The 18,017-nt window shown below is 35.5% G+C and carries 21 protein-coding genes; 1 reads left to right on the top strand and 20 read right to left on the bottom strand.

Annotated elements, in window-relative coordinates:
- Positions 1–142: 142 nt before the first annotated feature.
- The 20 genes from rpsQ to EDD66_RS01630 all read right to left on the bottom strand — a co-directional run bounded on the left by rpsQ (position 143) and on the right by EDD66_RS01630 (position 16,822).
- Positions 143–397, bottom strand: a complete 255-nt coding sequence (gene rpsQ, locus EDD66_RS01535) for a 30S ribosomal protein S17 (RefSeq protein WP_123607781.1) — start codon at positions 395–397, stop codon at positions 143–145.
- Between the two features lie 21 nt (positions 398–418).
- Positions 419–628 (bottom strand): 50S ribosomal protein L29, encoded by a 210-nt coding sequence (rpmC, locus tag EDD66_RS01540; protein ID WP_123607782.1) that lies wholly within the window; start codon positions 626–628, stop codon positions 419–421.
- The gene (gene rplP / locus EDD66_RS01545) at positions 618–1,055 is read right to left on the bottom strand and encodes a 50S ribosomal protein L16 (protein WP_123607783.1); all 438 of its coding nucleotides are present in this window, start codon (positions 1,053–1,055) and stop codon (positions 618–620) included. The genes rpmC and rplP overlap by 11 nt, the downstream gene beginning before the upstream one ends.
- Positions 1,055–1,714, bottom strand: coding sequence for a 30S ribosomal protein S3 (gene rpsC / locus EDD66_RS01550; RefSeq protein ID WP_123607784.1), 660 nt, complete (start codon positions 1,712–1,714; stop codon positions 1,055–1,057). Before rpsC ends, rplP begins: the two co-directional genes overlap by 1 nt.
- An 11-nt stretch (positions 1,715–1,725) precedes the next feature.
- A complete protein-coding gene (gene rplV / locus EDD66_RS01555; protein ID WP_123607785.1) occupies positions 1,726–2,115 on the bottom strand; it encodes a 50S ribosomal protein L22 in 390 nt (129 codons plus the stop codon).
- A gap of 30 nt (positions 2,116–2,145) precedes the next feature.
- On the bottom strand, positions 2,146–2,421 hold the full coding sequence (gene rpsS / locus EDD66_RS01560; protein WP_123607786.1) for a 30S ribosomal protein S19: 276 nt from the start codon (positions 2,419–2,421) through the stop codon (positions 2,146–2,148).
- A gap of 23 nt (positions 2,422–2,444) precedes the next feature.
- On the bottom strand, positions 2,445–3,287 hold the full coding sequence (rplB, locus tag EDD66_RS01565; RefSeq protein ID WP_123607787.1) for a 50S ribosomal protein L2: 843 nt from the start codon (positions 3,285–3,287) through the stop codon (positions 2,445–2,447).
- Positions 3,288–3,445: 158 nt separating this feature from the next.
- On the bottom strand, positions 3,446–3,745 hold the full coding sequence (gene rplW / locus EDD66_RS01570; RefSeq protein ID WP_123607788.1) for a 50S ribosomal protein L23: 300 nt from the start codon (positions 3,743–3,745) through the stop codon (positions 3,446–3,448).
- Positions 3,745–4,365 carry a 50S ribosomal protein L4 gene (rplD, locus tag EDD66_RS01575; protein WP_123607789.1) on the bottom strand — a complete coding sequence of 207 codons (621 nt, stop codon included), beginning with the start codon at positions 4,363–4,365 and terminating at the stop codon, positions 3,745–3,747. Before rplD ends, rplW begins: the two co-directional genes overlap by 1 nt.
- 29 nt (positions 4,366–4,394) lie before the next feature.
- Positions 4,395–5,024 (bottom strand): 50S ribosomal protein L3, encoded by a 630-nt coding sequence (gene rplC, locus EDD66_RS01580; RefSeq protein WP_123607790.1) that lies wholly within the window; start codon positions 5,022–5,024, stop codon positions 4,395–4,397.
- Between the two features lie 128 nt (positions 5,025–5,152).
- Positions 5,153–5,470, bottom strand: a complete 318-nt coding sequence (rpsJ, locus tag EDD66_RS01585; RefSeq protein WP_123607791.1) for a 30S ribosomal protein S10 — start codon at positions 5,468–5,470, stop codon at positions 5,153–5,155.
- Between the two features lie 340 nt (positions 5,471–5,810).
- A complete protein-coding gene (locus tag EDD66_RS01590) occupies positions 5,811–6,842 on the bottom strand; it encodes a galactose ABC transporter substrate-binding protein (protein WP_123607792.1) in 1,032 nt (343 codons plus the stop codon).
- Between the two features lie 34 nt (positions 6,843–6,876).
- Entirely contained in the window at positions 6,877–7,845 is a 969-nt protein-coding gene (locus EDD66_RS01595; RefSeq protein ID WP_170164206.1) for a substrate-binding domain-containing protein, read from the bottom strand.
- A 4-nt stretch (positions 7,846–7,849) separates the two neighbouring features.
- A complete protein-coding gene (locus tag EDD66_RS01600; RefSeq protein WP_330510793.1) occupies positions 7,850–9,649 on the bottom strand; it encodes a sensor histidine kinase in 1,800 nt (599 codons plus the stop codon).
- Positions 9,650–9,655: 6 nt separating this feature from the next.
- Positions 9,656–11,269, bottom strand: coding sequence for a response regulator (locus EDD66_RS01605; protein WP_123607794.1), 1,614 nt, complete (start codon positions 11,267–11,269; stop codon positions 9,656–9,658).
- A 153-nt stretch (positions 11,270–11,422) separates the two neighbouring features.
- Positions 11,423–12,415, bottom strand: coding sequence for a galactose/methyl galactoside ABC transporter permease MglC (locus EDD66_RS01610; protein ID WP_123607795.1), 993 nt, complete (start codon positions 12,413–12,415; stop codon positions 11,423–11,425).
- 14 nt (positions 12,416–12,429) lie between these two features.
- On the bottom strand, positions 12,430–13,938 hold the full coding sequence (locus EDD66_RS01615; protein WP_123607796.1) for a sugar ABC transporter ATP-binding protein: 1,509 nt from the start codon (positions 13,936–13,938) through the stop codon (positions 12,430–12,432).
- A 105-nt stretch (positions 13,939–14,043) separates the two neighbouring features.
- Positions 14,044–15,084: a galactose ABC transporter substrate-binding protein gene (locus EDD66_RS01620; protein ID WP_123607797.1), complete on the bottom strand. Its 1,041-nt coding sequence runs from the start codon at positions 15,082–15,084 to the stop codon at positions 14,044–14,046.
- 308 nt (positions 15,085–15,392) lie between these two features.
- Positions 15,393–15,962, bottom strand: coding sequence for a GNAT family N-acetyltransferase (locus EDD66_RS01625; RefSeq protein ID WP_123607798.1), 570 nt, complete (start codon positions 15,960–15,962; stop codon positions 15,393–15,395).
- Positions 15,962–16,822, bottom strand: a complete 861-nt coding sequence (locus EDD66_RS01630; protein WP_123607799.1) for a class I SAM-dependent methyltransferase — start codon at positions 16,820–16,822, stop codon at positions 15,962–15,964. The genes EDD66_RS01625 and EDD66_RS01630 overlap by 1 nt, the downstream gene beginning before the upstream one ends.
- A gap of 515 nt (positions 16,823–17,337) precedes the next feature.
- On the opposite strand from EDD66_RS01630, the gene EDD66_RS01635 reads away from it, so the two are divergent.
- Positions 17,338–18,015, top strand: coding sequence for a PspA/IM30 family protein (locus tag EDD66_RS01635; protein ID WP_123607800.1), 678 nt, complete (start codon positions 17,338–17,340; stop codon positions 18,013–18,015).
- The last annotated feature ends 2 nt before the right edge of the window (positions 18,016–18,017 follow it).

Genomic DNA, 18,017 nt, shown 5'->3' on the forward strand with positions numbered 1-18,017 from the left:
TATGAGCACTTAGCGAGGTTTCCCACGAGCTTAGTGCAAACGCACACCTTGACACTTAGCGAGGTATCTCACGAGCTTAGTGTCAACGGTGTTTCATTTTTCAAGCGCACTCTTCAATACCGCTATTAAATGTTTCACCTTATTATTTCGCTCTTTCAATAATCTCTACAAGTCTCCATCTCTTATCCTTAGATAAAGGTCTTGTTTCCATAACTTTTACTCTATCGCCAATATTACAATCATTGTTTTCGTCATGAGCTTTTAATTTGTAAGTTCTCTTAACAATTTTGTTGTATAATGGATGTTTTACATTATCTACAACAGCAACTGTGATTGTCTTATCCATTTTATCACTAACTACTTTACCAATACGAGTTTTTCTTAATTTTCTTTCCACAACAATTCCTCCTTTCTAGGATTATTTAGCAGCCTTTGCCTGTTCAGAGATTACTGTCTGAATACGAGCTATATTTCTTCTTACTTCTTTAATTCTGCTTGTATTATCTAATTGATTTGTTGCGTTTTGGAATCTTAAATTGAAAAGTTCCTTTTTAGCAGCTACTAATTCTTCATTTAATTCCGCTGCGGATTTAGTTTTTAAATCTTCTACGTATTTACTAGTTTTCACTGCCCGCACCTCCTTCTAAGTCTGCGCGAGATACTACTTTACACTTAACTGGTAACTTATGTGTAGCAAGACGTAATGCTTCTCTTGCAATTTCTTCAGATACTCCTGCGATTTCGAACATTACACGTCCTGGTTTCACTACTGCTACCCAGTATTCTAATGATCCTTTACCAGAACCCATACGTGTTTCAGCAGGTTTACTTGTTACTGGTTTATCTGGGAATATTTTAATCCAAACTTGACCACCACGTTTGATATGACGAGTCATAGCGATACGGGCTGCTTCAATTTGGTTTGATTTAATCCAAGCTGGTTCTAAAGCAACGATACCAAATTCACCGTGAGTGATCTTATTTCCTCTGGTAGCTTTACCAGCCATAGATCCACGGAATTGTTTACGACGCTTTACTCTCTTTGGCATTAACATTATTTATCGCTCCCTTCCTTTTTTGATCCTTTAGTTGGAAGTACTTCACCTTGGTATATCCATACCTTTACACCAAGCTTACCGTAAGTTGTGTCTGCTTCAGCAAATCCATAATCAATGTCTGCACGTAATGTTTGTAGTGGAATAGTACCTTCACTATAGAATTCAGTACGAGCCATATCAGCACCGCCTAAACGACCAGAAACAGCAGTTTTAATACCTTTTGCACCAGTCTTCATAGTTCTGGACATTGTAGATTTCATTGCTCTTCTAAATGAAATACGATTTTCAAGCTGAGCTGCAATACTTTCAGCTACTAATTGAGCATTATTATCTGGTTTTTTAATCTCTTTAATATCTACCATTAACTTCTTGCTTGTAAATTGAACTAATTCAGCTTTAAGCTTTTCAATTTCTGCTCCACCTTTACCAATTACAACACCAGGTTTTGCTGTGAAGATAATAACTTTTAAACGATCAGATGCTCTTTCAATTTCGATTTTAGAAACACCTGCACTATATAATTTCTTTTTAAGGTATGTTCTGATATTGTAGTCTTCAACAAGGTTGTCAGCAAAATCAGATTCTGCATACCATCTTGAGTCCCAGTCATTGATAATTCCGACTCTCAAGCCATGAGGATTAACTTTTTGTCCCATTATTGCCCTCCTTATCTTTCATTAAGCACAACTGTGATGTGGCTCATTCTCTTTTCGATTCTATAAGCTCTACCTTGTGCTCTTGGTCTGATTCTTTTCATTGTTGGTCCCTTGTTTGCGTAACATTCCTCAACATAAAGGTTTTCAACATTCATACCATTGTTATTTTCAGCATTAGCAATTGCTGATTTTACTAATTTCTCTATTAAACTTGAAGCGTATCTTGGATTATAAGCTAATATACCAAGTGCTGTTTGTACATCTTTACCACGAATAGCGTCTAAAACGAAACAAGCTTTTTGAACAGACACTCTTGCATAAGATAACTTAGCAGACGGTCTTCTATCTCTAGTGTTTTCGTTTCTTTCTCTCTTTATCTGGGATCTATGTCCTTTTGCCATGGATGAAACCTCCTTTCAATAGCTAATCTTCTATCTTGATCTCTTATCGTCTTTTCCATGTCCTCTGTAAGTTCTTGTTGCTACGAACTCTCCGAGTTTATGTCCAACCATATCTTCTGTAACATATACAGGCACATGTCTTCTACCATCATGAACTGCAATTGTGTGTCCAACAAATGTTGGGAAAATTGTAGAACGACGTGACCAAGTCTTTATAACTGTTTTATCGCCTGCTTTATTTAAAGCATCTACTTTATTAAGTAAATGATCATCCGCAAATGGTCCCTTTTTAAGTGAACGAGCCATAGGTTCTAACCTCCTTAAAATAATTATTTAATATTTCTACCGTCTCTTCTTCTTACGATCATCTTATTAGACTTCTTGTTTTTCTTTCTTGTCTTTAAGCCAAGAGCTGGTTTACCCCAAGGTGTTACAGGGCCTGGACGACCGATACCAGTCTTACCTTCACCACCACCGTGTGGATGGTCATTAGGGTTCATTACAGAACCACGAACTGTAGGTCTGATACCCATGTGACGTTTACGACCTGCTTTACCGATCTTTACTAATTCATGATCAATGTTACCAACCTGACCGATTGTTGCTCTACAGATGATTGGCACCATTCTCATTTCACCTGATGGTAATCTGAGTGTAGCAAATTTACCCTCTTTCGCCATTAATTGAGCTGAATTACCAGCGGAACGAACTAATTGGCCACCTTTTCCTGGGTATAATTCAATGTTATGAACCTGAGTACCGATTGGAATATTTTGAAGTGGTAAACAGTTACCAATTTTAATTTCCGCAGCATCTCCGTTCATTAATGTTGTTCCTACTTCTAATTTGTTAGGAGCAAGAATGTATGCTTTTTCGCCGTCTGCATAACAGATAAGCGCGATGTTTGCTGTTCTGTTTGGATCATATTCGATACTTACTACAGTAGCAGGTATTCCATCTTTTCTTCTCTTAAAGTCAATGATTCTATATTTTCTTCTAGATCCACCACCATGGTGTCTAACTGTAATTTTTCCTTGATTGTTACGACCAGCATTTTTCTTCAAAGAAACAACTAATGATTTCTCAGGTGTTGTTGCTGTGATTTCAGCAAAATCAGAGCTAGTCATATTTCTCCTGGAAGGTGTATATGGGTTAAACTTTTTGATTCCCATTATTTGCACTCCTTTCACTACGTTAACAACGCCCCCTGGCGTTTGTAACTTAGGCAATTGAATATTGAATTATTTTGTCTCAATTGCTGATTATGATTAATTTTTAGTATTTTACTTCTTATAATAAGATGAATTTCTACATTCATCCTTTATAAATCTTATAGTCCTTCGAAGATTTCGATATCTGAACTATCAGCTGTTAATTGAACGATTGCTTTTTTCACTTTAGATGTTTTACCAGAAGTGTTTCCACGTCTACGGTTTTTGCCTTCTAAATTCATAGTGTTAACTCCTGCAACCTTTGTTCCTGGGAACATTTTTTCAACTGCTTCTTTGATTTGATTCTTAGTTGCATCCGGATTCACTGAAAATGTGTATTTCTTTTCGCTCATAGCATTCATACTTTTTTCTGTAACAATTGGTTTAAGTATAACATCATAATATTTTAAATCTGCCATTATGCGTACACCTCCTCAATCTTTGCTACTGCATCTTTTGTTAATACAACTGTATCATACTTTAAGATGTCATATACGTTAATAGTATTTGTTAATGCAGTTCTAACTGTTGGAATGTTTCTTGCAGATAGAATCACATTTTCATTTTTTTCGCCTAAAACAACTAATGCTTTGTTAAGTTTTAAGTTATCTAAAATTATTTGGAACTTTTTAGTTTTGATTTCATCAAATTTAAGTTCATCAAGAACAACTAATTTAGATTCATTCACTCTTGAAGTCAAAGCAGATTTAATAGCGAAAGCTTTTTCTTGCTTATTGATCTTGAAAGAATAATCTCTTGGCTTTGGAGCAAATACAACTCCACCACCTGTCCATTGTGGCGCTCTGATAGAACCTTGTCTTGCATGACCAGTTCCTTTTTGTCTCCAAGGTTTTCTTCCACCGCCTCTAACATCTGAACGAGTCTTAGTGCTTTGAGTTCCTTGACGTTTATTTGCTAGTTGTCCTACAACTGCCATATGAACTAAATGTTCATTTACTTCAACTCCGAAGACACTGTCGTTAAGTTCGATTGAACCAACTTCCTTACCTTCGATATTATAAACAGATACGTTTGCCATCTGTGTGTTCCTCCTTCCTTAAAGCATTCTTATGCTTTTACTGTTTCTTTCAACATTACCATAGATTTCTTTGGTCCTGGAACAGCACCTTTAACTAAGATAAGGTTGTTTTCTACATCTATTTTAACAATTTCAAGATTTTGAATTGTTACCTTAACGCTACCCATTTGACCTGGCATTTTCTTGCCCTTGAAAACTTTACCCGGGCTGGTTGCTGATCCGTTAGAACCTGCATGTCTATGGAATTTAGAACCATGAGCCATAGGTCCTCTTGATTGGCCATGTCTTTTGATTGCGCCTTGGAATCCTTTACCTTTAGATTTTGCAGTTGCATCAATCTTGTCACCTTCTGCAAAGATGTCAGCTTTGATTTCTTGTCCTACTGCATACTCACCGGCATTTTCAAATCTGAATTCTTTAAGAAATCTTTTGTTTGCAACACCTGCTTTTGCAAAGTGTCCTTTTCTTGGTTTGTTCACTAATGTTTCTCTAATGTCACCAAAACCAACCTGCACTGCATTGTATCCATCATTTTCAACAGTCTTTATTTGTGTTACCGCACAAGGTCCTGCCTGTAATACCGTAACTGGAGTTAATACTCCGTTTTCATTGAAGATTTGAGTCATTCCGACTTTTGTTGCTAATATTGCTTTCTTCATTTAAATTGCACCTCCTGTTAATCTACAGCGGATTACACATTTTGTGTAATCATCCTAGATGGTCTATTCCATGAGTGCTCCACTCTATATGATAAACCCTAAAGGATTACTTGCTTTGTTACTCTTTGTTACTTAGTTTTCATCTTGATGTCGATGTACACACCAGCTGGCATTTCTAATCTTGATAATGCATCAACTGTTTTTTGAGTTGGTGTGATGATATCGATTAATCTCTTATGAGTTCTTTGCTCAAATTGTTCTCTGGAATCTTTGTACTTATGAACAGCTCTAAGAATAGTAACTACTTCCTTCTTAGTAGGTAGTGGAACTGGTCCGCTCACCTTTGATCCTGTCTTTTTTACAGTTTCGATAATTTTTCCAGCTGATTGATCGATTAATTGATGATCATACGCCTTTAGTGTAATTCTCATTACTTGACTTGCCATAAAAAAAGTCGCCTCCTTTTCGCACTTAATTTCAGTACGACAAGCGGTGACTGTACACTTACCCGTGTGTATCGCAACGATTAACACACGTTTATCTACTCTCTTGGTAGAACTATTGATTTGTACAGTGACTTGTCGCCAGTTTCATAACTTGACATTCGCTCCGTGGAATAACCTACATATATGTAGCAACCTCACACTTCACAGCTATCAATGTCACAACAATGTGATTATACACTAGTATTTTAGGGATTGCAAGGATTATTTACATTTTTTTAGAATTAAATTTACACAAAGATTTATATTATTGAAATCTTTTTTTGTCTAAATTTATGTATAATTAGTCTTCTTTTGTAAATTTATATTGCTTCACTCTGACGTACTTCCCTTGAATTAATTTCTCTGTGTCAACACTTTGTTCTTTCCCAAGGGAGTATGCAATATCAAAGATTGCCTGGGCATGTAATTTACTTTCACTTACTACAGTTCCTAATAACTTCTCTTCTTCTATAGAAGCAAGAGCCTGGGGGATACCGTCAATTCCAACAGTAGCTATCTGCTCCATATTAAGCATTTTAATGGCATCGATCGCTCCCAATGCCATATCATCATTGTTACTTATAATAAGCTCAATTTGATTTCCATATTCTTTTAACCACTTCTCCATAAAGACTTTCGCCTGATTTCTGTCCCAATCAGCAATAGCTCCGGTTAATTTTTCCACCTTCATTCCGCCGTTTTTCAAAGTTTGAACGGACCATTCCGTCCTTACTAATGAATCCTGGTGGCCGGATTCTCCTTCTAATATAACATAGGCCACAGTACCATCCCCATTACGGTCTATAAAAGACTTATCTTTATTATACGCATCAACAATCATTTCTCCCTGAAGCACTCCTGCTTCTTTTGCATCTGCACCCACATAATACATCTTATCCCAGCGGAGCATATCTTCTTCCACAGGTTCCCTGTTAAAAAATACAATTGGAATATCCGCAGATTTAGCTTTATCGACTATAGTTGCAGCCATTGTACGGTCCACCATATTCACACAGATAACATCATAGTCTAATGCAATATATTTATCAATCTGTGCATTCTGAATCATTTGATCTTCTTTCCCATCAGAGATATCTACTCTGATTTTTATATTGTTTTTCTGTTCACAGGCTTTAGCGCTTTCTAATAAATCTGATAATACTGTGGATATAAAGGCATCATTCACTTTATATGCTGCCACGCCAATTCTTATACTGTCGACTTTCTTTTGATCTTTTCCTGCAAAAATTTTAATTTGGAAAGCAACTATAATAACTATGCATAACAATATGATCATCATAATAATATCTTTATTTTTCCTAATTCTATTCATTATAATGTTTTCCCCCGATACATTATTTTTCACTTTATGGAACTGGAAACAGTAATCGTTGATTTTTGATGGAATACATATTTTCTTTATCAATCACACCAAATTCAAGTTCTATTTTATCTTTTACCGGTTTTTGCAGAATCGCATCAACTGCGTTTTTTATTCCCAGATATCCCATTGTAAACATATTCGAAACGATAATGCTATTAATATTTTCCATCTCGAGATTATATACAATTCGATTTGTTTGACCGATTCCATATAAATGAATTTTCTCTTCTGTGGAAAGCTGTTCCATTGCATTTAATGATCCTTCAATTGTAGATTCATCCAAAGCAACTGTAATATCCGGTGAGTTTTCATCTAAATAAGTAAGTAATATCTTACTGACTTTATCTTTCTCACTTATCTTATCTAAATTCAATACATCATAACTATGACTGCTATTATTCAAAACACTCAATAGACCTTCATATCTTTCAGAGATATTACTACTGTTCATATTACTTTTTAAAATTAAAACGGTTTCTTTCTCTTTAGCATTCTTTTGGATTTCCTGCCCCAGTTTTTCTCCCATCTTAAAATTATCTGAGGAAATATATGATTTCACTTGCTTTCCCTCTAATTTAGAATCAATTGCAAGAACCGGTATCTCAATTACCATTTCATTCAGGGCTTCTGATAACTTCTTACTATTGGCAGCGGAGATCAAAACTGCATCTGCCCCATCATCAATTTCTCTCTTTAGGAGTTCTATCTGCTGTTCCAAACTATTTTTATCATAGAGAGTCACGAAACTAATATTTGCATTCATCTCCTTTGCAGCCTGATCCATTCCGCTTCTGAAATTTGTCCATCTCTCTCCATCACTGTCATTAATAATGACCGAGATATCATACACTTCATTGTCCTCCCTTGGAATGAATAAATCAGTAGATGAAATGATAAACAGGGAAAGCAATAGCAAAACTACCATTAAAAATATTGCTGTTCTCAATTTCATAGTGTTAAACTTTGCCTCCCTCTTCCATCTGTCTTTTCGGGATATGTACCGTAATTGCTGTTCCCTCATCCGGTTCACTATCTATAATAAGTCCATACTGTTCTCCAAAATATAATTGAATACGCTCTTGTACATTCTTTAACCCTATTCCTGATCCCGTTCCTTTTGATGCATGATTATCTTCTAATAATTTATCTACCGTTTCCTTTGGCATACCCAAACCATTATCTCTTACTTCTATATATAGTTCTTCCTCTTTAAGGAACGCAGTTACTGTTATCTCTCCATCTCCATCCATAAATTCCATGCCATGATAGATTGCATTCTCAACCAGTGGCTGTATTACTAATTTAATAGTGGCTAAATTATTTACTTCCTCTTGAGAATTAACTTCAAATTTAAATTTATTTTTATAACGCATTTGTTGGATCAATAAATAATTTTTAACATGTTCCAATTCATCTTTCACAGGAATAATATTCTTTCCCTTACTCAAACTGATGCGAAATAATCTTGCCAAAGATGTGACCATTCTGACCGCATCTGACTGCTTTTCATTCTCTACCATCCATACGATAGCATCTAATGTATTATAGAGAAAATGAGGGTTTATTTGAGATTGAAGTGCATCCAGTTCACTTTTCCTCTTTGATTCATGTTCATTTACAACATCATTCATAAGCTTTTTCATTTGCTCCACCATTTTTCGAATGGTTTTTCCAAGATGTTCAATCTCGTATGATCCACCAATATAAATATCTTCATCCATATACCCATTCTCTAGCTTCTTCACAGATTGCTCCAGTTCCTTAATTGGGTCAGAGATTCGAGTGGAGATAAAAATATTCAATAATACAATAATAAATATGGTAAAAGCGATTATTAACATAGCAAAGACAGTCGTCTGAATATAGTTCAGCTCAATCGCTTTCTGCGGAGTAACAGCAATGATCTTCCATCCGGTGTATCCAACTGTTTTTACTGTAATAACTCTCTCTTCTCCCTGAAACTTTTCTGTACAGTTTCCGTCTTTATAAGTAGTTGCAATAAGGTTGTTTTCCTTTATAATATCAGAGTAGATCAACTGCTGCCTGGGATGATAAATAATTTCTCCATCACTGTCAATCAAATAGACATAACCATCATTACCTAATTTGGCACGATCTAAAATCTGTTCTATCCCACTAAATTTCATATCGATCAGCAGGACCCCCTGCTCTATCTCTTTTCCCTTAGTTATCTCGATTGTCCGGCTTAAAGATATGATCCATTTATACTGATAATCTGCTGTATAAAAAAGGTTTTGGACACTTGGAGTAGAGAAATTCATATTCTCTGTTTTCTTCATGGCATTTTTGAACCATAAAGTCTCCTTCATATTAATAGATGGTTTTAGATTTGCCAATGGAACCACTTCCAGAAGCTCACCGTCTTTATCAAACACAGCTATGTTCTCAATAGCACTGCTATTGGTCTGATAGAGGAGGTTCATCTCTTCATAAATAGACTCTTCTGTTAAGTCTACATTCTTAATTACATCATAATATAAACTGTCTGAAACTTTCATCATATTACGGAGATACGAATCCAGATTACGATTTACCTGTTCAATAATATTCTGATTATCTTCCTGTATAATAGTATTAACCTGGGCAACAAATCTCAAATATAAGGAAACTCCAACCAGCAACATGGCAATTACGGCACTGACTGAAAAAGAAACGGATATCATGAACCGGATACTTCTCTTCCTATAAGTTCTTAAAATTTTTTCTACTATGTTTTGAAACATTCTTTTCATCATGAATTCTTATCTACCTCGGAATTTTGAAGGTGATACTCCAAATTGTTTCTTAAAAACATAACTAAAGTAATTAGGTTCTGCATAGCCTACTTTATTGGAAATAATATAAGTTTTATAATCTGTGGTGTTTAATAGTTCAACAGCCTTTTCAAGTCTTACTTTAGTCAGATAAGCTACATAACTCTGTCCCGTTTCTTTCTTAAATAGAGTTGAAAAATAAGCTGTACTGATATGAAGATGTTCACAAATAGTCTCAACAGAAAGCAAAGGATCTTCATAATTTTCTAAGATATACTGCTTTGCCTCTTTCACAATTTGTTTGGTCGTACTGGTTCTTTCCTTATTAATATAAGAACTTAAATTTATACATATTGTAGTAAACCATTGCTTAATCTCATCCGCTGACTGAAATGCAGCTAATCTATCGAAGTAGTCGATTTCACTCCCAAATATATTGTCCATATCTAATTCATATCCCTGAACCACTTTCATGATAGAACTGACAATTCCCAGCAAGTATACCTGATACTGTTTAAAAGGCAGAGTAACATTTTCAAATCTCCCGATCAGGCAATCAATCATTTTCTTTATTTCATCTTCCGATCCAAATTTAATAACAGCTAATAATTCCCGTTCACTTTGATCATCAAATTGTAATTGGATTACCTGATCTGGTTCTACATCGTTAATATATATTGCCTTTCCCGTACCAAGTATCATCTTGTAATCAAGAGCATTTTCAGCCCCTTCATAAGATATAGATAAGTTCAGCAGATTATCGCTTAAAGCTCCGATACCCGCTGTAACATTCAGATCAATGATACGTTTACTTTCTTTGCAGATATCATTCAACGCATCAATATATCCGTCTATCTCATCCCCTGATCTAAAAGCCGCTATAATTGCCAGCTTATCTGAAATAAAAAAGCTTTCAATGGAGTAATTTTCTAATTTTTCATCTGCTAATTGCTTAATAGAAAAAGGAATCAACTCTCTTTCATTGAGAAATGGGAAGTCATCTTTTTTCTCATTTGCTTCAATTGCTTCTATGTACAATAATGAAACTGCCCATAAGTTTCCTTCATCTAATTTACTTTTATAACTTCCTGATGGTTCTTTATAGTGTTTCCCTGTAATATTTCTATTTAAAAGCCCTGTCAGATATCTTTCACGGATTACAGGCAAACTGTTTACATAATGTCGTCTTAATATTTCAATATCTGTTTTCTGCTTAATTTCTTCATCTATATTCCGTTTTAATTTTAGGAGGATTCCAGTTAATTCTTCTACATTAACTGGTTTTAATACATATTCTACTACATTCAATTTTATGGCTTGTTTCGCAAATTCAAAATCATCAAACCCCGAAAAAATTACTATTTTAACAGAGGGTAAGATCTCTCTTAGTTTCTCCCCCAAAGTAAGCCCATCCATAAATGGCATCTTAATGTCCGTGATTACTACATCAGGTTCTAATAATGCTGCCATCTCAAGAGCTTCTCTGCCATTCTCAGCATCACCAATAATTTGAAATCCAATCTTCTCCCATTCAACTTTCTTAATAATGCTTGTCCTTACCTCTTCTTCATCATCTACCAGCATAATCCTGTAAAGCCCCATTTAAGCAACATCCTTTCTTACCTGATTTTAACATTTCTTTGAGAATTTTTCAATTTTTATCTGATGAATACCGGCTGAATTAAGTTTCCTTTGATTATGTATAGGGCTGTCACAATATACCCTTGTAACAGCCCTATCATAGGATTTTATTCTTTATTTCTTAGCCAGATACTTTCTTAAATCAAGGGCAACTGCAATTACAATTACTAAACCTTGTACGATATATGTATAAGATGTTTCTACTCCCAGGAACTGTAAAGAAGATTTCAATAACTCAAATACAAGTACACCAATTAATATTCCTGAAATTTTACCAACACCGCCGTTGGTTGAAACACCACCTATGGTACATGCTGCAATTGCTTCAAGTTCATATCCGTAACCAGTATTAACAGAAGCACCACCCGCTTTTGCAGCCAGCAGATAACCTGCAACCCCATAAAGGACAGCTGCCAAACCATATATTATGATCTTGGTTTTGCTTGTATTAACACCGGATACTTCTGCTGCACTTTCATTGCCACCAACAGCATACATATATTTACCATGCTTTGTCATATTGTACAGAAGCCAGAAGACTAAGCCGAACACAAATGCAATGATAAATAGATATGGTATTCCAAGAAATGTACCTCTTGCAACCATAGTATAATCATCTCTTAAGCCTCCGATTGGATCGGCACCTGTAAATACAAGGGTAATACCATATACGAATGTCTGCATGCCTAAAGTCATAATAAATGGCGGCACTTTGAAAAAAGATATAATCACACCATTTAAAATTCCAAAGATACAGCAGACTGCAACAGTGATTAAAATTACAAGAGGTATTGGCAATTCACCCAGATTTGGAAAGAATTTTGAACCATAGTCTGCCTTTTGAAGTAAGATTGCTGAAATACATGCACCAAGTCCAACAATACGTCCTGCAGAAAGATCCGTTCCCTTTGTAATTAAACAGCCACTGATTCCAAGAGCAATAATAAAACGAACTGCAGTATTTACTGAGATATTTTTAAAATTGCTTATTGATATAAAGTTATCTTTTGATATACCAACAACTATTACCATAATAATCATTATAATTGTAATAGCATTATTCTCCACTAATTTTAATATTGAATTTTTATTTAAAGTCTTATCCATACTTGATATCCCCCCTATGCGAATTTCGTTGCTAAGCTCATTATATTTTCTTGTGACACTTCAGAACTTGATAACTCACCTGTAACATTACCATCGCACATAACCATAATCCGGTCAGACATCCCGATGAGCTCAGACATTTCAGAAGAAATCATTATAATACTCTTTCCCTGCTTAGCAAGTTCAGCCATAATCACATATATTTCGTATTTTGCCCCAACATCAATACCACGGGTTGGTTCATCTAATATTAAGACATCCGGATTATTCGCTAACCAGCGGGAGATAATAACTTTTTGCTGATTTCCCCCTGACAGGCTCTGAATCAATGTTTTACTACTTGGCGTCTTAATACTTAATTTGGCAATATTGTCTTGTACAAGTTTGCCTATTTTTTGGTGATTAAGGATTAAATGCAAATCTACATATTGATCTAAGGATGCAATAGAAACATTGTCTGCAATGGATAACACTCCAAATATTCCAGTTGCACGTCTATCTTCTGTAAGCAATGCTATACCATTACGAATGGCATCCTGTGGCCTTTTTATCTTTAGGTGTTTGCCTCTATATATAATCTCCCCGCTAACGGTTGAACGAATTCCAAACAAAGCTTCCATAAGCTCTGTTCTTTGTGCTCCAACCAATCCACCGATTCCCAGGATCTCACCTTTTCTAAGATTAAAATTTACATTTTTGAATGATTTTGGTGAGATAGAAGTAAAGTTCTTAACTTCCAGCACTACTTCACCTGGTACATTTTCTCTTGGCGGAAATAGATTGGTAAGCTCACGACCAACCATTTTGGAAATAATCATGTCCGTAGTTAACTCTTTTGCTTCCCATGTTCCAATGTATTTACCATCACGCATAATAGATACATCATCTGAAATCTTTAGGATTTCATCCATCTTATGGGATATATATATGATTGATACTCCTCTATTCTTTAAATCTTCAATGATTTTGAACAAAGCTTCTACCTCATTTTCAGTAAGAGAAGAAGTTGGTTCGTCCATAATCACTACTTTCGCATCCACCGATACCGCTTTGGCAATCTCAACTGACTGCATCTGGGATACGGATAACGTCGATAACTTTGCTTTTGGATTAAATTTCATGCGTACTTCATTTAGCAAGATTTCTGTTTCTTCATACATTTTTTTATGGTCGATGAAAGTAAAACCTAAAATCTTCTTTGTTGGATACCGCCCACAAAAAATATTCTCTGCAATACTTCTTTCTTGAATTGGCTGTAGTTCTTGGTGTACCATAGCAATCCCTTTGTGGAGTGCGTCATTCGCATTAATAATATGTGCTTTTTTCCCATGAAACCATACTTCTCCAGCATCCATGGAATATATGCCAAACAGGCATTTCATTAAAGTAGATTTACCAGCTCCATTTTCCCCCATAAGGGCATGTACAGTCCCTGGTCTAATCTTTATGGTTACATCATCAAGTGCCTTTACACCAGGAAAGCTTTTACTGATTCCGCGCATCTCTAATAAATATTCTGCCATATCTTAACCTCCCTTTCTTACAATGGAAAGGTACTTTCATTCCATCGTCAGAAAATTGAGTGTGCCAGGCACACTCAATTTCTATATACTTTTACAGGATATTACTTATTTTTTGATAACTTTTACATAATCAACGGTATAATTCTTTTCAATCGCTTCGCCGTTTACTACCAATGCAGCAACTTCAGCGGCTTTATGAGATTGTCCGTTCGCATCATTAAGTACTGTTCCTGTCATCTTGCCTTCATTTACATATGCAACTGCTTCATCAAGAGCATCCACACCTACTAAATAGATATCTTCTCCAACTTTTCTTCCAGCAGCTTCAATTGCCTGATAAGCACCAAGAGCCATAGCATCGTTATTACAGAATACAACTTCAACATCTTTACCGTATTGAGTTAAAGCCTGAGCAACGATTTCCTGACCTTTTGCCTGATCCCAGTCACCACGTTGTTCTACTAATTTTTCTACTTGCATGCCGCTGTCTGTAACCGCCTTGATAGAGAATTCTGTTCTATACTTAGCATCAACATTTTCAGGATCACCAACTACCATAACATAATTAATTTTTCCATCCCCATTAAAATCACCTTTATTAGGAGTTTCATTAATGATTTCCCCTTGGAAAGTACCAGATTGTCTGGCATCTGCTCCAACATAAGCAACTTTATCCCATAGTGCTAAATCATCAGCAGTAGGTTCACGATTAATAAATACAACCGGTATGTCAGCATCTTTACATAAATTGATCACAGATGCTGCTGCGGAAGATTGTACTAAATTCGCAACAATTACATCAACACCACTTGCTATAAAGTTCTGAATCTGATTTGTCTGTTCTGCCTGGTCATTTTTACCATCAACAACAGTAACTTCATATGTAACACCGTCTTTGCTCATATCTTCTTCGAAATATCTTTGGAGCTCTTCACGATATACTGTCATAAAGTTATCATCAAACTTATAGATCGCAACACCAACTTTGATTGTTTTTGCTTCTGCAGATTCTTCTGCTGGCTCTTCTGTTACTTCTTCTGTCTCTTTCACCGATTCTGTAGTTGCAGGTTCCTCTTTTTTGCCACCGCAGGCTGCCAGTGATAATGTCATACATAAAACTAGTAATAACGCTAAAATTTTTTTCATTTCTTTTCCTCCCTGATTTTATTATGTTAACCCTTTACAATTTATTTATATGAACGAAACGTTCATTATAAATCCAGCTTTATTTATGTAATATTATGTTTTTTTATATTTATACCGTTGCATTTTTCTACATTTTTAATAATTTGTAGGACTTATTTATGTTCTTATTGTTAATTATAACCATACCCCATGAAATCTCCATAGGATTTTCTTTTATCATATATTGATTTTTTTCGATTTTATGAAATATTTTGTATGCTGCTAAAACTAAAAAACACGGGTACTGGAAAGTACCCGTGTTTTTTATGTCAACCTATTAATTCTTTAATTATATGTTCATCTAATTTACCAATTTGAATTGGCTGTTCAGGGATATCCTCATACTCCTTCAACTGCTTTCCAAGCCATATCACATCATGCCAACGATTAAATTTGTTCCCTGCATTATGAAATACACCAATTTCCTCAAATCCAAACCGCTTATGTAGAGCAATGCTCCTTTCATTTGGAAGAGTAATGCACCCGTAAGCATTCTTATATCCCTGATATGTTACAATATTTAATAGGGACTCATATAGTCTTGTTCCGACCCTGTTACCAGTATTGTTATTAGATAAATATATGGATAGTTCTACATTCCATTGATAAGCTGCTCTCTCCTTATGGAGAGAAGCATAGGCATATCCAATAATCGCCCCGTCTTTTTCATAGACCAGCCACGGAAATTGCTTCTGAACCTTCTCCATTCTTTTCTTGAACTCTGATAAAGATGGTACTTCATACTCAAATGTAATTGCAGTAGAGTTAATATAATAGCCATAGATATTAAGTATCTCTTCTACATCGCCCTCATTTGCAATCCGGATTCTTTCAGACATTAGCTTTCCCACCTTCCTGAAGCACCACAAGGTAATACTAATCCATTTCCAATTACAGGCAGCCCAATCTCATCAGAATTTACCTTGCCTCCGTAACGGCTGCATAACTCGACAGACAGCATGTATGTTAAAACTGCCGGCTGGAGCCCCGTTGTGTAGGAATTTAAAAGGAAGAACAGAGGCTTTTCAGAAAGAATTCCAGTACATAACTTTATAAAAGCATGAATCTGCTCTTCTATCTTCCAGATTTCTCCCTTTGGTCCTCTTCCATAAGATGGAGGGTCCATAATAATAGCATCATATTTATTTCCTCTTCGAATCTCTCGTTCTACAAATTTCACGCAATCATCAACTAAATAACGAATTGGAGCATCTTCAAGACCGGAAGATTTTGCATTCTCTTTAGCCCACGTAACCATACCCTTAGAGGCATCTACATGGGTTACACTTGCACCTGCTGCTGCCGCGGATATAGTAGCCCCACCTGTATATGCAAATAAATTTAAAACTTTAACTTCCCGACCTGCTTCCTTGATCTTTTTTGAAAACCAGTCCCAATTAGCAGCCTGTTCCGGAAAAAGTCCAGTATGTTTAAAACTAAAAGGCTGAAGGTTAAAAGTTAAATTTTTATAATTAATAGTCCACTGTTTTGGCAAATCAAAGAATTCCCATTCTCCGCCGCCTTTACTGCTTCTATGATAGTGACCATTCATTTTCTTCCATCTTGGGTCTTTCTTCGGTGTGTCCCAAATAACTTGTGGATCCGGTCTAACTAATATATAATCTCCCCAGCGTTCTAATTTTTCACCTTTTGAAGAATCGATTACTTCATAATCTTTCCATCCATCTGCTATCCACATACTTTTTCTCTCTTTCATCACTAAGAATAATTTTATTGTTACAGTTCAGCCATGCAGAAAGTAGCTAACAAATTGCACGTGTGGGCTTGCACACTAAGGGTAATTTGTGCACTACTTTCTATATGGCGCTCTGCCTAAGCGAGATGTAGCAACGCGAAATCGAGCTTATGGCTGAACTGTAACATTTTATTAACACTTTACAATATATTTTGTGAATTTTCAACCGTTTTTATGAATCGGACCAAATTAGAAAAAGATTAGAAAAGTTAAGATAAAGTGTGAAAGAATCATATCTTCCCTATTACAATCCAAATTAAATATGATCAAATTGGCTTGATTTTGCCTGTATTGAAGGTCAATTATGGATTCTAATATTCTTTTAACTTGACGTTAGCATGGAAAAATAATACACTTATAATTGTAAATAATTATTATTTTAATAAAAATTTAAGCTCAACCGTAAAAGTTACTTTTACGAAGGGAATCAAGTGAAAATTAATTTGGAGGTATGTATCATGGGAATTTTATCAAGATTTAAAGACATTATGTCAAGTAACATTAACGCGCTTTTAGATAAGGCGGAGGATCCAGAAAAGATGATCGATCAATGCTTAAGGAATCTAAATAGTGACTTAGGAAAAGTGAAATCTGAAACAGCTTCTATTATGGCAGAAGAGCAAAGAGCAAAAAGAACTTTAGATGAATGTAATGAAGACATCACAAAAATGCAAAACTATGCTGTTAAAGCTTTAGAATCCGGTAATGAAGGCGATGCAAGAAAATTTTTAGAGAAGAAAGCCTCTTTGTCTGGTAAACTGGCAGATCTGCAAAAGTCATATGAAATGGCAAACACCAATGCAACCCGTATGAAAGAAATGCATGACAAACTTGTCAAAGACATTGGAGAGCTGGAAGCCAGAAAAGATATGATCAAAGGTAAGATTGCCGTTGCCAAAACACAAGAGAGAATCAATAGCATCGGCTCTTCCATAAGTAGTGCAAACAATTCTATCTCTGCATTTGACCGTATGGAAGAAAAAGCGGAACGCATGCTTGATAAAGCAAATGCCATGGCAGAACTCAATTCTTCTTCTGAGGATGATATTGAAGATCTGGCTGCAAAATATTCAAATAGTTCTAGCACAGATATTGATGCCGAGTTATCTGCCCTAAAAGCAAACCTGGGCAACTAAAT

Origin of the sequence: Mobilisporobacter senegalensis (genome assembly GCF_003752155.1) — a bacterium.
Lineage (GTDB): Bacteria > Bacillota > Clostridia > Lachnospirales > Lachnospiraceae > Mobilisporobacter > Mobilisporobacter senegalensis.